The sequence below is a fragment of the Streptomyces sp. NPDC044719 genome (assembly GCF_056433405.1).
In genome coordinates this window covers 356,023-377,625 of the sequence record NZ_JBWKHE010000009.1, presented here as the reverse complement: position 1 = coordinate 377,625, position 21,603 = coordinate 356,023, and the positions used below count along the sequence as shown (strand labels likewise).

15 protein-coding genes are annotated in these 21,603 nt (G+C 67.7%); 9 read left to right on the top strand and 6 right to left on the bottom strand.

Features of this window, described 5'->3' with window-relative positions; all coding sequences use genetic code 11:
• Positions 1-431 precede the first annotated feature (431 nt).
• From AC07DF_RS33660 to AC07DF_RS33650, 3 genes are read left to right on the top strand one after another with little or no spacing between them, the layout of a single operon-like run.
• Positions 432-2,363: an MFS transporter gene (locus AC07DF_RS33660; protein ID WP_388133654.1), complete on the top strand. Its 1,932-nt coding sequence runs from the start codon at positions 432-434 to the stop codon at positions 2,361-2,363.
• 40 nt (positions 2,364-2,403) lie between these two features.
• Complete coding sequence (locus AC07DF_RS33655; RefSeq protein ID WP_356917600.1) at positions 2,404-2,796, top strand: DUF2267 domain-containing protein; 393 nt, start codon at positions 2,404-2,406, stop codon at positions 2,794-2,796.
• A gap of 34 nt (positions 2,797-2,830) precedes the next feature.
• Entirely contained in the window at positions 2,831-3,259 is a 429-nt protein-coding gene (locus tag AC07DF_RS33650; protein WP_356917601.1) for a DUF2267 domain-containing protein, read from the top strand.
• 65 nt (positions 3,260-3,324) lie between these two features.
• Here AC07DF_RS33650 and AC07DF_RS33645 read toward each other — a convergent pair whose 3' ends face one another.
• Together AC07DF_RS33645 and AC07DF_RS33640 are read right to left on the bottom strand one after the other, a co-directional pair.
• Positions 3,325-4,518: a PP2C family protein-serine/threonine phosphatase gene (locus AC07DF_RS33645; RefSeq protein ID WP_359636253.1), complete on the bottom strand. Its 1,194-nt coding sequence runs from the start codon at positions 4,516-4,518 to the stop codon at positions 3,325-3,327.
• Between the two features lie 148 nt (positions 4,519-4,666).
• Positions 4,667-5,116, bottom strand: a complete 450-nt coding sequence (locus AC07DF_RS33640) for a DUF1931 family protein (protein WP_388133651.1) — start codon at positions 5,114-5,116, stop codon at positions 4,667-4,669.
• A 577-nt stretch (positions 5,117-5,693) separates the two neighbouring features.
• On the opposite strand from AC07DF_RS33640, the gene AC07DF_RS33635 reads away from it, so the two are divergent.
• Positions 5,694-6,827, top strand: a complete 1,134-nt coding sequence (locus AC07DF_RS33635) for a hypothetical protein (RefSeq protein ID WP_402074313.1) — start codon at positions 5,694-5,696, stop codon at positions 6,825-6,827.
• Positions 6,828-7,071: 244 nt separating this feature from the next.
• Entirely contained in the window at positions 7,072-9,246 is a 2,175-nt protein-coding gene (locus AC07DF_RS33630; RefSeq protein ID WP_361298753.1) for an FUSC family protein, read from the top strand.
• Here AC07DF_RS33630 and AC07DF_RS33625 read toward each other — a convergent pair.
• The gene (locus AC07DF_RS33625; RefSeq protein WP_359636259.1) at positions 9,220-9,756 is read right to left on the bottom strand and encodes a phosphate-starvation-inducible PsiE family protein; all 537 of its coding nucleotides are present in this window, start codon (positions 9,754-9,756) and stop codon (positions 9,220-9,222) included. The two genes, AC07DF_RS33630 and AC07DF_RS33625, sit on opposite strands and share 27 nt — an antisense overlap.
• A gap of 449 nt (positions 9,757-10,205) precedes the next feature.
• Between AC07DF_RS33625 and AC07DF_RS33620 the strand changes: the two genes are divergently transcribed.
• From AC07DF_RS33620 to AC07DF_RS33605, 4 genes are all read left to right on the top strand, one after another.
• A complete protein-coding gene (locus tag AC07DF_RS33620; protein WP_478979959.1) occupies positions 10,206-11,363 on the top strand; it encodes an acetate/propionate family kinase in 1,158 nt (385 codons plus the stop codon).
• Positions 11,364-13,067: 1,704 nt separating this feature from the next.
• Positions 13,068-13,331 carry a helix-turn-helix transcriptional regulator gene (locus AC07DF_RS33615; RefSeq protein WP_361298760.1) on the top strand — a complete coding sequence of 88 codons (264 nt, stop codon included), beginning with the start codon at positions 13,068-13,070 and terminating at the stop codon, positions 13,329-13,331.
• A gap of 159 nt (positions 13,332-13,490) precedes the next feature.
• Positions 13,491-14,399 carry a DUF6083 domain-containing protein gene (locus AC07DF_RS33610; protein ID WP_466359058.1) on the top strand — a complete coding sequence of 303 codons (909 nt, stop codon included), beginning with the start codon at positions 13,491-13,493 and terminating at the stop codon, positions 14,397-14,399.
• Positions 14,400-14,480: 81 nt separating this feature from the next.
• Positions 14,481-15,953, top strand: a complete 1,473-nt coding sequence (locus AC07DF_RS33605; protein ID WP_466409617.1) for a UvrD-helicase domain-containing protein — start codon at positions 14,481-14,483, stop codon at positions 15,951-15,953.
• 12 nt (positions 15,954-15,965) lie between these two features.
• On the opposite strand, the gene AC07DF_RS33600 is transcribed toward AC07DF_RS33605, so the two are convergent.
• Genes AC07DF_RS33600 through AC07DF_RS33590 form a run of 3 tightly spaced genes read right to left on the bottom strand, consistent with a single transcriptional unit; the run spans position 15,966 to position 21,594 of the window.
• Positions 15,966-17,945, bottom strand: a complete 1,980-nt coding sequence (locus AC07DF_RS33600) for a TniQ family protein (protein WP_478979956.1) — start codon at positions 17,943-17,945, stop codon at positions 15,966-15,968.
• Complete coding sequence (locus AC07DF_RS33595; RefSeq protein ID WP_478979954.1) at positions 17,942-19,192, bottom strand: AAA family ATPase; 1,251 nt, start codon at positions 19,190-19,192, stop codon at positions 17,942-17,944. Before AC07DF_RS33595 ends, AC07DF_RS33600 begins: the two co-directional genes overlap by 4 nt.
• Complete coding sequence (locus tag AC07DF_RS33590) at positions 19,189-21,594, bottom strand: transposase (RefSeq protein WP_478980214.1); 2,406 nt, start codon at positions 21,592-21,594, stop codon at positions 19,189-19,191. The genes AC07DF_RS33595 and AC07DF_RS33590 overlap by 4 nt, the downstream gene beginning before the upstream one ends.
• Positions 21,595-21,603 lie beyond the last annotated feature (9 nt).

Sequence of the window (21,603 nt, the reverse complement as noted above, 5' to 3'; positions counted from 1 at the left end):
GGCCGGGCCGGCGAGGCGAGACACCGGGGTGACTCATGAATGACGTCCCGTATCACAACCCCTCACGGCGGCGGAGGCTCGGCATGTGGCTCGCCACCGGCTCCCTTTTGGCGCCGCAGACGCCAGGCGCGCAGAAGCCGAAGGGGGAGCAGACCCAGCGGGGCTCGCCGGCCCATGTCCGCCTGGTCCTCGCGGTCGAATGCCACTGCGTAACGCTCGGCGTCCTGGGCCGTCGGATATCGCTTGCTTCCCTCCGCTCCGCACCCACGCGCGCAGTGCCAGAGCATCGTGTCGCCCTGATGGCGAAAGCGAAAACGGTGTCCCAGAAGGTGGCAGCGCAGCACAGAAGACCACCCTAGGCGGATCGGCCTATTCCGGCCTGTTCTGTCCCTCCAGGCAACGGCCCACGGCCCTGAACGAGGAGGCATGGCATGACCACCACCGCCGAACTCGGTGTCGTCACCACCAAGGTCCCCGCCCGGCTTGACCGGCTGCCGTGGTCCCGATTCCACTGGCGGATCGTCATCGGTCTGGGAACCGTCTGGATTCTGGACGGACTCGAAGTGACGATCGTCGGAGCGGTTGCCGCCCGTATGACCGAGCCGGGCAGCGGCATCAACCTGACCAGCGCCGACATAGGCACTGCCGCCGCCATCTACGTGGCAGGTGCCTGTGCGGGCGCTCTTCTGTTCGGAAGGCTCACCGACCGCTACGGGCGCAAGAAGCTGTTCATGCTCACGCTCGTCATCTACATCCTCGCCACCGTCGCGACCGCGTTCGCCCACGACGCCTGGTACCTCTACCTCGCCCGCTTCATCACCGGTATGGGCATCGGCGGAGAGTACGCCGCGATCAACTCGGCCATCGACGAGCTGATTCCGGCCCGCAACCGCGGGCAGGTGGATCTGGCCATCAACGGCAGCTACTGGGTCGGTGCGGCGCTCGGCAGCCTGGTCGCCGTGCTGCTTCTCAACGAGAGTCTGCTGGCAGCCGACCTCGGCTGGCGGCTGGCCTTCGGCCTGGGCGGCATCCTGGGCCTGGGCATCATGCTGGTACGCCGCCATGTGCCGGAGAGTCCGCGCTGGCTGTTCATCCACGGGCATCAAGCCGAGGCTGAACGCATCGTCGACCGGATCGAGGCCGAGGTGCGCCAAGAGACCGGCAGCGAGCTGCCGGAACCGGGCGAGGCGGTCACCGTACGGCAGCGCGACGTCATTCCGTTCAGGGAAATCGCCGGCGCGGCTCTGCGGCGGTACCCCCGTCGCGCCGTTCTCGGTCTGGCGCTCTTCGTCGGACAGGCGTTCCTGTACAACGCGATCGTCTTCGACCTGGGCACGATCCTGAACGGCTTCTTCGACATCGGCTCCGGCTCGATCCCCTACTTCCTGGCCCTCTTCGCCATCGCCAACTTCCTCGGGCCGCTCCTTCTCGGCCGGCTGTTCGACACCGTCGGCAGAAAACCGATGATCGCGGGCACCTACTTCGGCTCGGCAGTCGTGGCAGCCGTCCTCGCCGTCCTGCTGGTCAACGGCTCCCTGACGACGTGGCCGTTCTTCCTGCTGGTCTCGCTGACCTTCTTCGTGGCGTCCGCGGGAGCGAGCTCGGCCTACCTGACCGTGAGCGAGGTCTTCCCCATGGAGACCCGAGCCCTGTCCATCTCGCTGTTCTTCGCGATCGGCACGGCCGTGGGCGGAATCACCGGCCCGCTGCTGTTCGGCCACTTGATTCACAGCGGCGATGCGGACCTGGTGGCCATCGGCTTCCTCGTCGGAGCGGCTGCCATGGCGCTGGGCGGGCTGGCCGAGGTCTTCTTCGGTGTCCGGGCCGAACAACAGTCCCTGGAGAACATCGCCCGGCCGCTCACCGCTGAGGAAGCCGAGGCAGCCTGGCGCAACGAGCCCGCGCCACAGGACGCACGAGACCGCCGCCGGCCCGAGCACGTCCGTCAGGCCGCGGACGAGCGGGAACGGCGGATCGCCGACCGCACTGCCCGCCGCCGGGAGCGGGAGCGCGCCGGAGCCCGCCGCTACCGCCCCGGCACCGGACCGGGCAGCCGGATGTACTCGCCGGGGATGGCCGGCACCGCGGGCACGGCAAGCCGTACGTCCGCCATGGCCGAACAACGCCTCGACGACGAGATCGAACAGATCACCCACGCGCTCCGAGAAACCGGCCCGACGAGCCGCGACCAACTCGAACAGGCCGTGGGCGGCCGTTCCTGGGGCCCCGGACGCTTCCACCGTGCCCTGCGTGAGTCCCAGCGGGAGTCCAGGGCCAAGAGCCTTGCCAACGGCAGCTACGCGCCGACGGACGGACGCGGCCAGGCCGACAGCGCCCCGGGCGACCCCCATGACCAGCGGTGACCCCTATGACCAGCGGTGGCCGGCGCAGAAGGAGGCAACGATGAAGTACGACGGATTCCTCGCCCACGTCCGCGAACGAGGCGAATACAAGGACCAGAGCGAAGCCGCGGACGTCACCAAGGCCGTGCTGGAAGTGCTGGCCCAACGGATCAGCCCGGGAGAGGTCAAGGACCTCGCATCCCAGCTGCCCGGCCCGCTGGGCCAGGTTCTGGACCGTGCCACGCCGCAGCAGGCGCAGAGCTTCGGGATCGAAGAGTTCTACCGCCGGGTCGCCGAGCGCACCGATGCCCGGCCGCGTACGGCGCAGTGGGACGCCAGCGCGGTCCTGACCACCGTTGCCGACGCTGTGACTGGCGGAGAACTGAATCAGATCATCAGCCAACTCCCCTCCAGTTACGCGGTCCTGTTCGGCAAGGCCGACCTCGCGGACTGAGCCGTGAGGCGTCCAGAACGAAAGGCCCACGAAAATGGTTGATACAGGTTTCTCCTCGTTCGACACCATGGTGGACAAGGCCAATCGGCTCCTCAAAGACGTCGAGGAGGCTTTCGAGTGGCCCAAAGAACGGCGTAAGCAGTCGTACGCGGCACTGCGGGCCGTGCTGCACCCGCTGCGGGATCGTCTCCCGGTCGAGACGGCCGTACAGTTCGGCGCCCAACTGCCGACCATCGTCAGAGGCGTCTACTACGACGGCTGGAGGCCTGCCGACACGCCCGTAAAGATGAGCAACGAGGAGTTCTTCGCACGGGTCCGGAGCGAATTCCCCTACGCCGTCGAAGGCGGCGACGAGAAGCTGGTGCGCACCGTATTGAAAACTCTGGAGCGCCATGTGAGCGCCGGCGAATGGCAGCACCTCAAATCTCGGGTGCCGAACTCGTTTGCCGCGCTCCTGCCGTGACCACCGACCCAGCGTCTGCGCCCGCGGAGTACGGCGCCACGGGCTGCGTCTTGGAGCTCTTGCGGTCAGGGATCAGGGGGCTGCCACTCGAACATCAAGATCGTGGCGTCGTCACTGAGTTCGTTGTGCTGATGCGCGAGGATGGCATGGATGAGCAGGCGCAGCACTTCCGGGGCGCTCTGCCCTGCTGCGGTCGACCGGATGATGTAGTCGGTGAAGCGCTCCAGGCCGAACTCCTCGCCCGCCTCGTCGCGTGACTCCACGACGCCGTCCGAGTAGAGCAGTATTCGGTCACCGGGTTCCAGGCTGACGTCGTGCACCTGACGGGCGGTCCCGGCGAGATTGGCGGGCAGACCCAAAGGAGGCTCCGGTGGCCGCTCCAAGGCCTTGTGGAGCAGGCGGTGTCGACGGATGAGCAACGGAGGCGGGTGGCCGCAGTTGCACCACCGCAGCACACCGGTGGGCATGTGCAACTGGGCGAAGACACCCGTGCAGAACTGCTCCGGAAGCCACTTCGCCAACGCCTCGTCCATGGTGCCCACGAGTTCGTTCAGATCTGCCCCGCTGCGTCGGGCGTTACGGCAGCCTGCCATGGCTACAGACGTGGCAAGTCCGGACGCCAGATCGTGCCCCATGCCGTCAAGGATTGCGGCGTGCAGAACGTCCTCGGTGAACGCATGGTCGAAAGCATCGCCGCCCAGTTCGTACGCGGGCTCCAGAACCGCCGTCGACACGACCCGCCCGGTGCCGATCGACCGGGGAGGGAGAAATGCCCTCACCATCTCCGTGGGCAGGTGCATCGGCCTGGTACGCATGCGCTGCGCGATGGTGTCGCTGTAGGTGCGCTTGGACGTGATGATCAGTGCGAGGAGCAGCGCCACCGTTCGGCAGCGCCGCAGCTTGAGCCCGTCCAGGGTGCTCATGTTCAGCTCCACGACGCCCAGCCGCTCCGCTCCGTCGGCCAGGGGCAGCCATACCTTCAGCCCGCCGGAGGGCACTTCTTCCACTCGGAGAGAGTCGGTGCGGTAGGTCCATCCGGCCAGCGAAGTGTCGAGCTCCAGTTCCGGCTCGCCTTCAACTAGCGGCAACAGCAGTCTCTGCTGGATGTCGATCAGGTAGATAACCACCCTGCCCATACCCATGGCCTCGGCATACCGGTTCAGAGCCACGGGCAGTTCCGCAGGTGATGCCAGCTGGGCTGCTCTGACCAGTTCCTCCAGCAGCCGCTCACCGGACCCGACGGACATGTCCCTGTCCATGCCTTCGATGATCCCTTCGAGGACGAGACGTCACCATCTGAGCTCTCCGACGCCCGAGCTGGGGCCGATCAGGTCGCTGCGCAGCCGAGGAGGCAGAACGCGCTGACGCTGCTCGGCCGTGGCCTGCACCGCCTGTTCCGGTCGCCACTCACAGCAGGAGGTCGAAGACGGCTCGAGCCTCGTCCCAGTGCTGGGTCTGGGGGTTTTTCAGGTCGGGGTGGAGGATCTTGAAGCTCTGGGCAAGGGCCAGGCTGAGTCCGCCGATGATGTCCGGGTAGGCCGCCTCGGTCTCCTCATCGGGCGTGCGGTCCAGAGCGGGATGGGTGGCGAGCTGTTCCAGGATCGGCTTGAGTTCTATTTCCTGGTCGATCTTCCGGAAGTGGTGAATGCTCTCCTGCAGGCCTTTCGTGATCGGCAGGTCACTGGTCCGGATGATGTCGCGCCCGTTGGCCTTGGCAGTGGCCTGGGCGACGGTGAGCAGATCGTAGAGCTTGGCGTCGACGAAGTCGCTGTGGCGCTTGAGATCGTTCTTGTCGACGTTGAGTCCTGCGGCCGCGCGAAAGAACCTCTCGAATCTGGCGATGGACATCACGGTCATGACGGCAACCTCCGGCTGCGGGCGCCGGGTCGCTCCCGGCGCCTGGGGTTCTCAGCCAGCCTGGCCGACGGGGGCGCGCGAACGCATGCGCATGTCGGGCCCAATTAGCCTCCCTGTATTGCCCTGCCAGGCCCAGGCGTCCGAGAGCCCGGGTTGTCGGGCGGACGTGCGGACCCAGCGCAGGGCCGGAGCGCGCTCCGGAGAGGCCGGTGAGCAGCAAGCCAGGGCCGGTTGACTCATCCCGCCCACCAGCCGCCCGACCGGGCAGGACGTAGCGCTGTGCCTCGCAGGCGTTCTGGATTTCCCGCGTGCCGGCCTCCGGCTCCCGGGCCGGGCACAGAGAAGCGGGGTGGTCGATGGCGCGGCGTGCAGTGCGTGCCGGAGCGGGTGTCCGCGGTGGCACAAGCGATGCCGGCCCGGTGGTGGGAGCAGGCCCTGTGCCGAGAAGACGAGGAGGTCCGGCCGTACTGCCTGCCACCTGCTGGCGGAGGCCAGCGTGTCACGCGGCGTCGACGTTACCTCGGCGGCGTCTGTGGGCACTCGGGACCGCGGGACAGCCGACTAGGAGGGTCCGCTCATGCGGGTGTCGTCTCAGGGCGTTACGGTCGTGGCTCTCCTGGCGGATCCGGACGCGCCGACGGAGATCGCGCAGCGCATGGCCCGGACACTTCCTGCTCGGCTCGCCGACAAGTCGGGCCAGGGGCGTCGGTTCGACGTCGAGGTCGTCAGTGAGCCCTTCACCTCCGGGACGGAGGACCCGCCCACTTTGATGCGCCGGATCATGGACCGTGGGAGTGCGGAGAACTGGGACATCGTCGTGGCCCTCACCGACCTTCCGCTGCACTCACACGGGCGCAAGCTCGCTGTGAATCTGAACCACGAACACGGCTTGGCGCTGTTCTCTCTTCCTTCGCTGGGAGGCCTGCGGCTGCAGACGAGGGCCCGGCGGGCCGTCGAAGAAGCCGTGCTCGGCTTGGCGGGTCCGCGAACTACCGAGGCTGAAGGACCTCCACGAAGTCAGCCGCTTCTGGGGCCCTTCGTCAATCGTCTCGCGCCTGTTCATCCGGGCCGAACCGATGAAAAGGAGACCGACGATCTTCGGTACGTCGTCGGCGGGCCGCGCGGTTACCTCCGGGTGCTCGCCGGTATGGTCCGCGCCAACCGGCCGTGGCGGTTGGTGCCGGGCTTGTCGAAAGCCCTGGCGGCCGCACTCGCCACGGGAGCGGTCGCCACCGTAAACTCCACCGTCTGGACCCTGGCCGCGTCCCTCAGCACGCCGCGCCTCGTGATTGCCACGGTCGGATCTGTCGCGATCATGATCGGCTGGCTGATCATAGACGCGGAGCTGTGGCATCGATCAACAGAGAGCTCGCCGGAGGCGAGGCAGAGGGCGCGGCTGTACAACGCCTCGACGGTCGTGACCGTGGGTATCGGCGTGCTCGTCTGCTACGTGGGTTTGCTGGTCATCAACTGGGTGTGGGCGCTGTTCATCCTCAACGACCAAGTGTTCGCTTCCGTGACACAAAACCCACTGCACGCCGAGGAGTACTTGACGTTGTCCTGGTTCGTCGCTTCGGTCGCCACCGTGGGCGGCGCGCTGGGATCGGGCTTGGAGAGCGACGAGGCGATCCGGGCAGCCGCCTACTCCAAGCGCGAACAGGAACGGCGCCACACGCTCCAAGACGAGCACGGTGACCAGCCCTCGAAGTGAACCGACACCGGCACAACTGGCTCCCGGCCACGTGTTCGGCATCGCAGCTCACCGAGTCCCGCGTACCGGGACTCATGGTCGCCTGCGGCAGTCATCCGGACCAATCAACGCCCGCTGAATTGGGGCCGCTCCACAACAGCCGGGAGGTCGGCTCGGGGGTGCGCGTCCGCCGAGCGCGGTGCCGTCAGGAGGCTGCGGCGCGGCCGACGCGCCCCGGCAGGGCGTTCCGGCTAGGCTCACATGAGTGAGGTGGCTGCGGACCTTCGGGGAGGTCGTGCGATCCGGGCTCACGATCGAGGAGGCGCGGCTGGAGCCCCTGCTCGCGCTGCGTACGGCTGCTGGGGTGGCGATCGTCATCGGGTCGGCGCTGTGGCTGGTCTCCCCTGCGTACGCCGCGTCCGCCGCCCTCGGTGCCTACTCCGCGGGTGCGGCCACCTTCCAGCGCACTTGGCGTCCGCGCAAGGTGATCGCGCTCGGCGCGGGCGCGGGTCTGGCTCTCAGCACCTTCGTGGGCTACCTGGCGGCGGGACGACTCGTGACGCTCCTCCCGCTGCTGGCCGTATGGGCCTTTGCCGCGGGGATGGCGTGGTCCCTCGGATCGACTGCTGGGATCGTCGCAGCGACGACGGTCGGCAGCATGCTGGTGACCATCACCCTGCCCACCAGCGTCGGGCGGGCCCTGGAACACGCCGGGGTCATCGCGCTCGGAGGCGTGGCGCAGGCCGCGCTGATCTTGCTGTTCCCGATTCGCCGCTGGGGGGCGCATCGTGACGCGCTGGCCGAAGCTCTGGCCGCCGTGGCTGACTACGCCCGCCGGCTGCGGCACGACCCGACCGCGCCGTTCGACCCGGAGCCGCTGATGACGGCCCGGGACGCGGCCGCCGTGACGCCATCACAGGCCCGCACCCGGCCCCCCGTCCTCCACGGCCCGCGGGGCCTCGCCGAGCGCATCCTGCCGGTCGTCGCCGCGCTCGCCGACCCGGACGTCGGCGCCCCGGCGGAGGGATCCGGGCGGGATCGCGCACGGGAGTTGCTCGATGCGGCCGCCGACGTCCTGGACGCGGCCGCCCGTTCGATCCGCCGCGGCACTCCCGCCGAGGTGCCGCCCGCGAGCGCGGAGGTCCTGCGCGTCGACGAGGAGGGCGAGGTGTTGGAGGGGCCCGCCCGCCAGGCCGCCGAACGGCTCGTGGAACTGCTCGCCGAGGCGTTGGAGATCGCCGGGAGCGGCGGGGCGCGCGACAAGGCGCCTGCGCCGCCCGGGCCCGCGAGCGCCCAGTTCTTGGTGCGCCCGACCATGCTCCGGCTGCTCCCGGTCGTCGTCCGGGCGGTCCGCCGGGAGCTCCGCCGGGACTCGCCCGTGTTCCGGCACGCAGTCCGCCTGGCGGCAGTGGCCACGCTTGGCTATCTGATCGCTTCCCGGCTGCCACTGGAGCACGGCTACTGGGCGCCCATCGCCTCGGTGATGGTGATGCGGCCGGACTTCCACCAGACGTACGCGCGTGCGGTGGGCCGTCTCGCCGGGACCCTGGCGGGGGTCGCGCTCGCCACCGGCATGGTGCAGGCCCTGGGCCCGGACGCCCCTGTGTTCGGCGCCCTGGCGGTGGTCTCGGCGGCCCTGTCGTACACGCTGCTCCGTACCGGCTACGCCTACTCCCAGTGCTTCACTGCCGCGTACGTCGTCTTCCTGCTCGGCATGGGCGGCCAGGCATGGGAGCAGACGGTCCCGGAGCGGGTGGTGCTCACCCTGCTCGGCGGGGCCCTGGCGATGCTGGCGTACGTGGTGTTCCCCGCATGGGAGACTCCCCGGCTGCTGGGCCGACTGGCGGACTGGCTCGCCGCCGACGGCCGCTACGCGGCCGCAGTGCTCCGCAGCTACGCCGAACCGACCCGGGAGCATCGCGCCGACATGCGCAGGGCCTTGCTGGCGAGCAGGGAGGCACGCGCCGCCTGGCAGGCGGCCTACGACCAGGCAAGGCAGGAACCGGTCGGCCCCAGAGGTCTGACATCGCGCGAGGCGGAGGAGGCGCAGGAGGCGCTCCAGGGACTTGACCGGGCGGCGATGCTCATGGAGAGCCACGTCCCGCGGGCCGGCAGTCGTTTCGCCCCCGAGGCGGAGCGGTTCGCCGAGGCATTGGAGGCAGACACCGCGCGGGCGGCGGTCGATGTGCGTGAGCACAGGAATCCGGACTGGGGGCGCGTGGAGGAGGCGCTCCACGCGTGGGAGGGCGCCGCCGGGGACCGGAGCCCGGTGCTTCGGCGCGGGGCAGAGCTGCAGAAGCGGGCCCTGGAGGACCTCGCGGCAGCAGTGGGCCGCACACCCCTGGAACGGGACGTCAGCTCAGCTCGCGAGGAGCAACGGGTGCGGGCGGCCGTGGCTGGGGAAGGTGACGGATCAGGACCCGCGCACCGGGGTGGGTGACGGTTCCGGCGACCGTGAGCGCCGCGCCTCCTGGAGCGGGCCGTAGTCTCCCGGCCGTGTCGAGCGCCGCCACACGTACACCGCTGTCGCCATCACGAGAATCAGCCCCGCCAGGACGAGCAGTTCGATCCCCTCTACGTTCCACCGGAAGGACTTCTCCGCCTCGGCCGTCACGATGAGCACCTTGCGGATGCCGGCAATCAGGCCGACGACGAGGAACGGCTCCGCGTCGAGGGTCCGGTTCCTGATGGTGAGGCGGACTGTGTGGAGCAGCTCGGCCACGATGAACAGCACCAGGCTGCTGTCCAGGGCGGAGAGAACGACCGTCTCTTCGCGGTACGGCCCTTGGACCGACCGGATGACGTCATGGACGACCCCGACGGTCAGGATCCCCGCGAGCAGTACGAGGAGCGCCGCGACGACGAGGTGGATGCCGTCCTCGATGAGCTGTAGGAGGCCCTGTACCCGGCCGCCCTCGATCTTCGGGAGAATGGGTCGCACAGTCAGCATGTTAGGAGTGCCCCGGCCCGCAGGCGCTGCGTGCTGGGCGAACGGGTGGACGGGCGGATCCCTCCCTGTCGTGGCAGCCTGGGGAAGCGGCGGAGCACGACAGGCCTGCCATGCAGCAGGCACCACCAGGTAACCCGACGCGGATACAAACGGCAGGAACCTGCGGCCCGTCCTGGCGCCGACCCGGGGTCTGCCCTCCGATTCGGCCCGGGACCTCGCCCCGGCCTGCGGGAGGAACCGCGCCGCCGCACCGCCAGGCGGACACCGATGGTGCCCCCTTGCGGCGAGCGAGCAGGTCGACGTGTCCGACGTGGCCGGAACGTCGGCACCGCCTGGAGGACGGCGGCTGGGACATCGGCGTCTTCCTGACCCAGGCCGACCATGAGGGCAGAGCGCACTCCGTGGCGGGCGCACCGTGCCGGAGGACGCAGGTGCACTGGAGGTGTGTGATGAGAGCTGACCGCTCCCACGAGAGCCGTGATGGTCACGTACTGGTCCTCGATGCCGGTTCTTCGAGCCTCCACATCGCTCTGTTCGCGGCGGACGGTGAACGGGTGGCGGAGCGAGACGCCTCGGAGCCTCCGGGGCCTGCTGCGGCGGCGGAACTGCGGAACTTCCTCAGCGAGGTGCCCGCTCCTGCGGCGGTTGGTCACCGCATCGTCCACAGCGGTCCGCACCTGACTGGACATACGCTGATCGACACACCCGTACGGGCTCTGCTGGCGGACGTCGCCGATCTCGCGCCGCTGCACGTGACCCCTGCCCTGCGTGTGGTCGATGCCGCACGGGAACTCCTGCCCGACGTTCCTCATGTCGCCTGCTTCGACACTGTCTTTCACAAGGATCTGCCGGCACAGGCGCGCACGTACGCCGTGCCGGAGCGATGGCGAGCCGAATACGGGCTGCGCCGGTACGGCTTCCACGGGCTCTCCTACTCGTGGGCGCTGCAAAGGACGGCGCAGGCGTTGGGCCGACCCGTCGACAACCTCCAGGTCGTGCTCGTGCACCTGGGCGGCGGCTGCTCGGCCTGCGCCGTCCGGAACGGACACAGCGTGGACACCACCATGGGCCTCACTCCGCTGGAGGGCCTGGTGATGAGCCGGCGCAGCGGCAGCCTCGACCCCGGCGCGCTGCTGTGGCTGCAGCGGCGGCACGGTCTGAGCACGGACGAATTGGATGACACACTTCACCGGCATTCCGGTCTGCTCGGCCTCTCCGGTACCTCAGGAGACACCCGGGACCTGGTGCGCGCCCGCGCGGAGGGTGATGCCGCGGCCGCGTTGGCGCTGGCGACGTTCACACTCAGCTGCCGCAGGGGCATCGCCTCGATGGCCGCCTCGCTGGACCGGCTGGACGCGCTGGTCTTCACCGGCGAGATCGGCGAGGACCAACCCGAGGTTCGCGAGGAGATCTGCTCGGCCCTGACTGTTCTCGGTGTACGAGGCGGGCTACTCGTCCCCGAACTGGAGGATTTGATGCGGGAAGGCCTCCGCCGCATCGATCAGGCGGTGAGAAGTGTCCCGGTCCTCGTGGTCGCAACCGGCGAGACACAGCAGATCGCCGTCGAGACCCGACGGGTGCTCGGCGTTGCTGACCGGACACGGTAGCTGTCACCAGTTGGACAAGTTTGTTGTCATGTCTGGTGCGTGGCCAGTCGTGTTGTTACCAGATAACGGACGTCGCCCTCGAGGACCACCACCTGGACGAGGCTCGGAGCCAGGGCTGAAGCGTGCTCGCTGTGGGCCCCGCGAGCGTCGTCACGGACCCCCACGCATGAGGGCAGATCGACACCCACAGTTGCGCCGGGCACAGCTGCGCGCGGTACACACCTGGCGGGTACCGTTCTCCCACGGCTTTGCCGACGCCGAGGCGCGTGCCCGGTGCAGGGCGGAGGAGAGCGCGAGCTGGCGGAGCTTGCACCGCGGCACGAGAAGTACCCGCGCCGCCGTCGTGAAAGAAGAGCTCCACGAGGGATGGCTGGCGCCGCCCCTACATTGCCTGCTCGGACCGGGGTGACTGCCCTTCCAGCGGTAGGTCGATGCCGGCGAGCGTGAGATGGCTGTTTTCCCTTCGCTCTCCGGTTTCACCCTGGTGCCGCATCGACCGCTTGTCCGCTGATACCGATGCCTCCGGCAGCAGTTCCCAGTGCAGATCTCCCGAGCTGGAGACAACGTGCCAGCCGATGAGACATGTGGCCAACCGATCGAGCACAGGGATGAGCTCCGCGGGAACGAGTCCGCACTCACGCGCGATCCGCTCCAACTCGGCACATCCTCGACCAGCGGAGGCATCTGTGTGCGCCGCAAGGCAGAGAGCGGTAAGCCGCAGAGGCAGGTTGCCGGCGGCCATACATCCACCGCTCGCCATACGGAGAGCCCAGTCAGCGGCGCTCCTGCGGTCCGGACGCGCGGGACTCTGAGTAAACAACACGCCGTCTAGGAGCTGGGCGGTAACCACGCCGTCGGCTGCCCCTGTCGCAGTAAGCGTTCTGCGGAGCCAACGTGACTGCTCCAACTCCCTCCACGGAAGCGGGTCACGGCCCAGACGAAGACTGCGCATCACGCCGGCCGCCAGCCGGACTTTCGCCTCTGAATCCATGCGTAGGGCGCACTGCACGGCGAGCAGCCGGGCCGCAGCACCGGTGTGGCTGGGCAGGGCAGCGGCCAGGTAGCTGAGCATCTCGCGCACCCGAATCTGGTCACCCGGACCCTTGGGCCGCCGGTTGCGACGCCGCGCGACGCTGCTTCCGGAAGACGTCATGGTCACACGCGGGACGCTTTCAGGCACCACGGCGGCCTGTTCCGTCACCGACGCGCATGCCGTACATGCATCCGCAAGCCGCCAGAGGCGGCCGCCCCGCTCGCGGGTGAGAAGTAGACGGACAGGTCCTGCACAGCCACGGTGGCGTGGGTGCCAGCGGCAGCCTCGCTCACGGCACTGGCAGATCCGCATGTATGACGGCAGAGCGTCACGCCGGGCATGTCCCACTAGATGCTCGAGCGCCGCTGAGCGCGCGGAGGCGGCCACGAGAACCATTCCCCCGTGGCCGCACTGCTGACAAACAAGCTGCGGCCCGCCTGAACCGGTCCGCAGTTCCACTGTCCAGGCACGCTGCGTCGCTGAGCGTGTTGTACGGAGTCTCATGGAACGCGCGCTCCTCCCAATCGATCCCGCGCTGTCGTCCTCTCGTGCGAGAGCGACGGCCGCACACGGTAGTGCAGACCTCTGCCCTCTCGCTCGCATCCTCACCGGCAGAAATAGGGCAGAGGTCTGCACTGACAGGGCAGTGGTCTGCCCCGTCGGATGGTCAGGTGACGATCTTCCCGCCCGATCCGGACTTCGAGGCCCTGCGCCTGGAGCTCGCGCGCCTCCGGGCGGTCCGCGGATGGAGCTATGACGAGCTTGCTGCCCGCAGCGGACTCGCCCGGCGCACGCTCATCGAGATCGAGCAGGGCCGCACGATTGGGACTCTGAAGTCCTGGCATGCCCTTGCGCATGCCTTGAACACCCCTCTCGATGAACTCTTCGCCGCCCTGTGTAATGGGCATCAGCCCCCCAAGCACGCCGACGGGTGACGGGGATTGAGAGCGACGGTTGCCATCCGCCCAGATCGGTGACTGGCTACGAACCCGTGTTCGGGCGCTCGAAAATCAGTGTCATCAGATGCGGCAGTCCGGGGGACATGAGCGGTGTGACGCCGGCTGGTCGGCGTGTTGCCTGGCAGGTTCGCCCGCATGCGATCAACACCCCTTCCTTCACGCCATTGGGACGGCAGCCTCTTCCATGTCCGTAGGAGGCGTTCCCTGCGCCTGAGCAGCGACAGCGCAAGCCGTCTGCTGCGATGCGGTCAGGGTGACCGCTGCCGGGATTGCGGCAACCGAATCGAGTGGTACCACAGCACCAACGAACGGCCCGTCCGCCTGCATCCTCACGAGCTGCCTGCTGAGAAAGTGCCGCCATCGTGCCACTGGCACGTCAGCGGTGGCGTCGCACATCCGGCAGGGGACGGCAGCGGCTGGTGCCGCCTGCCGCACGCCATGGTGTGTCCGGCTCGCGACACCAATCCGGCCGCGCCGGAACTGACAGGGCTGCGTCGCGCTCTGGCGGTCAACACCCGTCGCCTGATCGACAGTGGCGCATTCGTTCCCCCTCCCGCCCTGCCGGACACCAAAGCGTCAGCGAGCACTACCTGCCGTCCGGCCCGTCCCGTCGTGCAGCTCCTGTATCTCCGCTACCTCGCCAATCACCCCGTGGACGAAATCCAGTGCGTTGCCCAGACCCGCCGACGTCACCGCTGCACCAGCCCACTCCTCACCCATGACACGCGGGCAGGTGTCTGGACTCTCCTGCCCTCCACCACATCGCACGGCCAGCTTCCCTTGCCTGGCGAGTTCATGGCCGTCTACTCACTCACCGGTCTGTCCTACGCAGAGCAACTTCGCTGGCGGGCTCAACGCTGCCCTGAGCACGCCGCCATTCCGACGGCCGCCGATGTGGCGCTGGTCGAATGGGAGCCCTTCGACCCGCTCCTCCACCACGAGCACATCCGCACCCGGCTCCCGACGCTCGCCCGAGGCCGGGCGCCTGCTGGCTATGGCAGCAAGGCACCCCGAGCTGACCGCGCACCGCACCGTGGGAGCTGATGAACTCGAGGACCTTCCCCAGCCGTCACAACAGCCCGTTTCAGCGCTCCGTCCTGCTCCGCCTCTTCCTGAGGAGCCCTTGTGCCTACCCCGACCGACGAACAAGTCCGAGCCGCCGACACCTTCCGGGCGGGACACCACCTCGTCCTGCAAGCGGGAGCCGGTACCGGGAAGACGACCACCCTCGCGATGCTCGCCTCCAGTACAAAACGCCACGGTCGCTACCTGGCCTTCAACAAAGACATCGCTCGTGACGCCGCCGCACGCTTCCCCCGCACAGTGATGTGCAAAACGGCCCATGCGACCGCGTATGCGGCGCTCGGGCACCGCTATGTGAGTCGACTCAACGGCCCACGCCAACCAGCCTGGAAGACCGGCCAGGCCCTCGGTATCACCCGGCCCGTCCGCATCGGTGATCACGAGATCAGTCACAAGACGCTCTCCCACACGGCGCTACGAACCGTGACACGCTTCTGCTACTCCGCCGATCGAGCTCTGGCTCGCCACCACGTGCCGCGCCTTCGCCGACTGACGGCGAACGACGAACACGCCGAGCTAACGGACGTCGTCATGCCGTTCGCGACCAAGGCCTGGGCCGATCTACAGGATCCCGAGCAGGGCGTGGTCCGCTTCGAACACGACCACTACCTGAAGATGTGGGCCCTGACTGAGCCCAAGATGGCAGCGGACTTCCTCTTCCTCGACGAGGCCCAGGACACCAACCCGGTGCTGGAGCATGTCTTCAACGCCCAACGCGATCATGCCCAACTCGTCATGGTCGGCGATTCTGCCCAGGCCATCTACGGCTGGCGCGGCGCACGCGACGTGATGACTGACTTCGACGCCACTGCCCTCACGCTGACCTGCTCCTTCCGCTTCGGCCCACGTCTCGCCGAGCATGCCAACCACTGGCTCGAACTCGCCGAGGCACCCATCCGTCTCACCGGCAGCGAATCCATCCCTACGGAGGTCGGCGACGTCACCCACCCGCACGCGGTGCTGTGCCGCACCAACATCGGCGCCATGGCCGAAGTCATGCGTCTCCTTTCCGCAGGCCGCCGAGTCGCTCTGGCCCGCGGTGGCCACACGCTTGCCGCACTTGCCCTGGCGGCTCGTGACCTCAAGGAAGGCCGCCGCACCAGCCATCCGGAGCTCGTCCTCTTCGCGTCTTGGGGAGATGTGCAGGACTACGCGGCGTACGACCCCGCCGGCGGAGACCTCCAGCCCTTCGTCGACCTCGTCAACACGCATGGTCCGGACGCCATTCTCACCGCGGTCAACGAGCTCACCGGCGAGGACCGTGCTGACGTCATTGTGTCCACCGCCCACAAGGCCAAGGGCCGAGAATGGCAGACCGTCCGCATCGGTGAGGACTTTCCACCGCCCAAGGACACTGACCAATGCGACGCCGAGGGCCGCCCAATTCCGGAGCCCATCAAGGACGCTGACGCACGCCTCGCATACGTAGCCGTGACCCGGGCACGCCGCCGCCTCGACCTAGGGGGGTTGTCTTGGGCCGAACCGCCAACAGTTTCCAGCATGGTTGCAGGCTGATGATTCTGGCGGTCAGCGAACCCCGAGCCACCAGGTAGCCCCTTCTTCCTCTCGGCCCTGCACATGTTGCTCAGCAAGGACAGCGTCCGTAATGAGCTGGCTGCCGCGCGTCTGATCGCACACGAGTGCCAGACGACTTGCGAAATGCCCCAGCCGATCAGCCAGCAGTGCTTTCTCCCCCTTACGCCGGCAGGCAGCTCGGAGGACCTGGTTCAGGCTGGCGACCACGTACTTGGTGTCGCCTCCGGACGCACGCAGGTCACGGAGAACAGGACTGTGCAGGTAGTCGCCTTGAGTGACTTGAGCCCAAACCAAGACGGTCGCGGCTGCCGGGCTAGGCGAGGTCGGTGCGCCACTGAACGTATTGAGTCCATCGGACAGCTCGCTCCATGCTGCTTCGGACAGGCGCCAAGAGTGCAAAGCGCGACGTCGCTTCGCGTAGTCGATGCGTTGTGGATCTGAGTCCAGGTCACAGGCGATTCGTTCAACTGATCGGTCGAATTCCGCCCGCGACTTCGTCGGATCCAGTACTTGCTTGAGGACTCTGAGGCTCTGCTGTGCTGTGGCCCAGGGAATACCGAGGGCTTCAGCGCACTCGGACCACGTGCCACCTGCCGCCATCTCTGCAAGTTTCAGTGAGGTGGCCCGGCGTAGATGGCGGATATTCCAGTTTGTGAGGGGACCCATGCGTTCCTGGAGCGGGGTGAAGTGAAGGGCCGCACTTGCTGTGGGCAGTAACGCTGGAACGTGCTCGATACGGAAGAGGCACTCCCGCGATGGTGTTCTGAGGCTGGAGCCACGGTGGCCGCCCGCCTGGTAAAAGCCGTTGAACTTACGAGCCAGTGCACGGGCGAGAACCGGTGAGAAATCCATACGACGGAAGCCTGCGGCCTGGTTCGGCGTCAGCCGCTCGAATGCTGTGCGCGCCAGCGGCTGCACTCGGTCCCGGAACTCTGCATCGCCTTCATCCCGGTGGCTGAGAACCTGGGCGGCCGCAACGAGGAGGGCGGCGCATTGAGCTGGATCGTCAGGAGCAGGCCACGGGCTGGATGACCGTTGGCCCCGGTCGTGCGCCTGATCCAGCTGCCGGGCGATTACCGTTGCATGGCTGTCGATCAGTGAGCACAAGCGTGCCGAGCCGACCAGGGGAGCACCTAACGGCCAGCTGCATTTGATGAGATGAGCGACGGCGACCAGATCGAGGAAGAAGTAGGGATCATTCTTTGTGCGGTGGGAAGGCCCGGTGAACAGGTTCCGTTCGATGCGGAGCTGGAGAGCGAGAACGCGATCAAGTTCCTCGGGCGTCATCATCGGTGCCTTGCTGGGTGACCGATCGAGCCGGGCTCCGCAACAGCGGTGGCTCTCGGTCGTGGCCGAGCGGGCGCTGTCCAGCGGCTGACGGCATTGTGCCGGATGGAGCCCGATCGCGGCCCGCTGCATGAGCAGGCCGGAGCGTTCCGTTCCGGGGGGCCGGTTGGCCAGATTGCCGCACTGTGGGCAGGCGCTGGACAACAGCGTCGCGTGCTTGGTACAGGCGAACACGACGGGGAGGTGCCATCGGAGCTTCCACGCACCACCAAGTGCATCCTGTACTGGGCTTCCGTTGCCGGTCAGGCATTGGGGGCAGAAGCGGCTGGACAGGTTGATCGCCCAGCGCCGTCGCGCGGCGGCATGGTTACGACCTTGGTCCAGACGGGTCGTGCGGAGCGGCGCGTATGTCGAGGCGAGCCCCGACCCAGCGAGGGTGAGCCCCTGTGCTTCGGCAGAGGAGAGCCGTGTGGCTTCACCGAGGGCGGCAGCGGCCTGCGGAGGCAACGTGAGCAGATAGTCGGCGGGCAGGCGACGGTGCATGGTGCTGAGCCCGCACAACTTGCCGATGCGGGCAGGCGACCGTTCCAGTCGGCAGGCGAGTCGGAGCAGGAATCCGGGCAGCGACTCTTCAGACAACGGGGCCAGGCTGCGGGCTAGTGCCCGGCTCTCCAGCCGGTTCACCCCGCCGACCCGGCGGCTTCCGGACCAACGTCGTCAAACACGGTGTTGCGGCCCTTGGGCTTCTTCTTCGCCGTTGCTTCGTGTGGCGGGATAGTGGGCTGTTCGCCGGATGCGGCGTCGAGGTCGGGCATGTCGCCGGGAGTTACGGTGAACTGGTTGAGAAGGCATTTCGTCAGCCGCTCGCTGCCGTCCTCAATGGCGAGTCGCAGCCCGCGCTGGATGAGCTTCTCCAGTACTCCTACGATGCCCCCGGTGCGGCGGAACAGGTACTCCGGCATGTCGCCGTCGGTCAGCATGCCTTTGGTGTCCGCCAGGAGCCGCATGTGGCCCTCCAGTCCGCGCAGATGGGTAATCCAGGCCTTCATCTCCTTTGCAGTGCCGTACCGAAAAGGACCCAGATCGACCACCTGGAAGCGGCGCTCGTGCTGACTGGCGGCGTGGTCGTTGGGGCTGCGGCCGCGGTCCCTCACCGGCGGATAGATCCACTCACCCGTCTTCGGATCACGACTGCCATCACGCAACAGCCCTGAAGTGGGGATGCCGACGCCGACGAGCACGAGCGTGACGGGCATGCTCATCATCTCGCGGATCAGGTCCAGGACGTCCTGATCGGCTTCGCGATGGAGCTTGAGGCGGGTGATGTCGTCGATCACAAGCGCCTTCGTGGCGTGCTCGATGATCGCCGTTTTGACGGTGCGGATCAGATCCTCAAGCCGCATGCCCTTGTAGTCCTCGCCGTAGAAGTCGAGGATGCGCTGACAGGTGGAGATGGGCGTGGCCTTCACCGGGCAGCGCACGTAGGCGACCGGTGCGACCAGATCGCGAGTGCCGGGCATCGCATCCGGGTTCATGTAGTTGTGCAAGTGCAGCCACTCCTCCATGAAGAGCGCCATCGCCTCGCACACTGTTTCCGTCTTGCCCTGGGCGCCGTCCCCATTGACCATGATCCCGCCGCGCGTGCCGGCCTTGTGGCTGAAGGCGCCTTCCTCGACCCTGGCTCGTACCGCGTTGGCGACTCTCTCGCTCATCGGGGTGGCCTCGATTGGCAGGCTGCTGTGCGTGGCGATCCGGTACAGGTTGTAGAGGCGCTGCTGGCGTCGTGACATGCGAGCAAACTCCTCTGCTGTGAGTACGGGAGCGGGAATGAAGTCCTTGCGGGTCTCGCACCAGCGCTGCCAGCCTTCCCAGGTGGTGCGATCCAGCGGGGGTCCGGGCAGGAAGGAAGGATTGCTGCATTCGAGGCTCACTGGCTGGCTTCTTCCTCGGTCCTGGCGGTCGGCTGGCCAGGTTCCTCATCGTCGAAGTCGTCATCAGGCAGGGCCATAAAACTTGAGGCACGCAGCCGTTCGGACAGATCCTGGGGCGGAGCGGGTTGCTCGGGCACAGCGGCCTCCCGGCGGCGTCGGCGTTCGCGGGTCACCGCATCCTCGCCCTGCTGAGCGCGCTCCTTCCAGCGCAGGGGGACGACCTTGCCGTCGCCGGAGCCGGCTCGAACTGTCGGAACGGCGACGACGGGTGAAGGCATTGCTTCTTGCTTGGCTTTCTTCTTGGCTGTGGCGCCTGTGGGGCGGTCGGCTGCTGCCGCGGCCGCCTGAGCCACCTCACGTGCATGCTCGGTGCGCTCTTTCTTCGACAACTGCGTCGGCCATTGGTCGACCGGGACTTTCTTCCCAATCAACTCCAGCAGTACGGGGAGTAGTTCGGTGTCCGCCTTGGGCGCGAGGCCCCGTCGGCGCAGCTCCCGCATGGCCTCGCGTACCCGGGCGTCGTTGAAAGCCGGCACCTTGCCCTCGTCGGGCAGCCCCGTCCAGCGCAGAGTGTGCCAGTCATGCGTGCGGGGGTCCTGGAAGAACACGAAGCACGGATCGCGCGGGTCGCGGTGGATGATGTATCTGTTCTTGTGCCGCCCACCGCGACGCGAGAGCTCACCGCGGTAGGGATCCAGGGCGTCGCCGTCGTACCAGAGGTTCTTGATCTTCACGCCGCGCTTGCCGTGGATCATGACTTTGTGCCGCGGCAGCAACTGGTAGTACAGCTCGGCAGACGGAATCCGCAGTGCGAAGCCGCCTTGGGCCATGGCCGCGGCGAACAGGCTGTTGGGACTGTGAGCGCCGCCTGGGTCCCAACTCGGCGCGTACGAGTCGAAGCGCCGATTCTGCCAGACCTTCACGATCCACGTGGCGATGAGATGTTCCAGCTCCGCCATCGTCAGGCAGGCGTCGGCCTCCGGGTCTACGCCGCGGTCGGCGGTGTCCACGCCCTGATAGCCGGGCAGGATGCCGAACACCAGTGACTGGATGGCGCCGAACGTCCGTTCCACCGACCATTTGTCGGTGGGACGCAGCACGCGACTGGGCTTGATGTTGGCTTTGATAACCCGCTGTACTTCAACCAGATGATGGTTGCGGTAGACGGCACCATGGTCGGTGGTGACGGTCTCGGGGGCGAAGAACGGAAGCCCGGCCACCTCATGCCCGGCGAAGTCCGCGACCACCGTGCCAGGGACACCAGGGTAGGCCCATTCCATGTCCTCGCCCCAGTCCGGACGCATCGGCAGCGGCATCATCATGTCCCGTAACACCATCGCCACGTCCATCGAGGTGTCGGAGACGAGACTGAGCCGGAACGCGACGATCGAGCGCGTGTAGACATCCAAAGCCAGCGTCAGGTACACCGACACTGGATCGCCGAACACGTTCTCCAGGACCTTGACCGGCAGCACCGTGGTGTCCAGGGCCACCACCTGTCCGGGCCGGTGCACGACGACGTGCCGGCCCGTCGCGTACCCCTTCGCCTTCGCCGCCGAGCGCGCATAACGCTGCCGAGCCCCGTTGGAGCCGAACCACTCCCTCCAGATGGCCCGCAGGGTGTCGTATCCGGGGATCTCCACGTGCTGAGCATCAGCGGGCTTGGCATCCGCAGATCGGGGGATCTCCACATGATGTTCGTCGGCGGACTTGGCGTCCGCCGAGCCGAACACCTCGCGCATGTACTGGTGGATGAGGCGTTCTTTCTCCCGCATGGTCAGTTTCGAGCGGTGCTGTGCCTCGGCGTGCACCGCGTACAGGGCCTCGCGCAGTTCGGGAGAGATCTGGTGGCCGGTTGCCTCCCGCAACCACCGGTCATCTGCCACGCCTACGGGACCGTACTTGCCCCGTCCGATGTCCCAGCGCACCAGGGTGCGCAGGCTCACCCGGTGCAGGCCGTTCGCCTTCGCCTGTGTGGGTGCTTCAGCAGCGGCACGGCGTAGTTCCTGTACTTTCGCGAGGCGACGCTGGGTGAGCGTCGTAGTGTCCGGGTCGTACTGCGGGCGTGGTTCATGCGGCAGCGCGGCAAGCGGGTCGCCGCTCCGGTAGCCGGTCTCGACCTCGCACAGGTGCTCCAGCCGGAGCATGACGATGGTGCGCTCCACCGGATTCAGGTCGTCCATCGACTTCGATTGGCGACCCCGGTCAGCGGCCGGCAGATCCATGCGGGTCCGAGTCGAAGGGCGGCAGTCCGGACGATGGATCAGTTCGCTCACTGAGGTCTTCCACGACCCGCCGTCGTCGTCGACGAGCGTAACCCGACCCAGGTGGGGCAGACAGGACTGGATCCGCCATGCGGCGCCGCTGACGATCAGCTCTGCGCCCGGTTCCAGCGTCCACATGGCCTCCAC

What these genes read in the sequence shown, in the direction of transcription:
- AC07DF_RS33660 (WP_388133654.1), top strand. Translation starts at nt 432, where the DNA reads ATGACCACCACCGCCGAACTCGGTGTCGTCACCACCAAGGTCCCCGCC.
- AC07DF_RS33635 (WP_402074313.1), top strand. Translation starts at nt 5,694, where the DNA reads ATGCGGGTGTCGTCTCAGGGCGTTACGGTCGTGGCTCTCCTGGCGGAT.
- AC07DF_RS33640 (WP_388133651.1), bottom strand. Translation starts at nt 5,116, where the DNA reads ATGACCGTGATGTCCATCGCCAGATTCGAGAGGTTCTTTCGCGCGGCC.
- AC07DF_RS33625 (WP_359636259.1), bottom strand. Translation starts at nt 9,756, where the DNA reads ATGCTGACTGTGCGACCCATTCTCCCGAAGATCGAGGGCGGCCGGGTA.
- AC07DF_RS33590 (WP_478980214.1), bottom strand. Translation starts at nt 21,594, where the DNA reads ATGTGGACGCTGGAACCGGGCGCAGAGCTGATCGTCAGCGGCGCCGCA.
- AC07DF_RS33610 (WP_466359058.1), top strand. Translation starts at nt 13,491, where the DNA reads ATGCGATCAACACCCCTTCCTTCACGCCATTGGGACGGCAGCCTCTTC.
- AC07DF_RS33620 (WP_478979959.1), top strand. Translation starts at nt 10,206, where the DNA reads ATGAGAGCTGACCGCTCCCACGAGAGCCGTGATGGTCACGTACTGGTC.
- AC07DF_RS33650 (WP_356917601.1), top strand. Translation starts at nt 2,831, where the DNA reads ATGGTTGATACAGGTTTCTCCTCGTTCGACACCATGGTGGACAAGGCC.
- AC07DF_RS33645 (WP_359636253.1), bottom strand. Translation starts at nt 4,518, where the DNA reads ATGGACAGGGACATGTCCGTCGGGTCCGGTGAGCGGCTGCTGGAGGAA.
- AC07DF_RS33655 (WP_356917600.1), top strand. Translation starts at nt 2,404, where the DNA reads ATGAAGTACGACGGATTCCTCGCCCACGTCCGCGAACGAGGCGAATAC.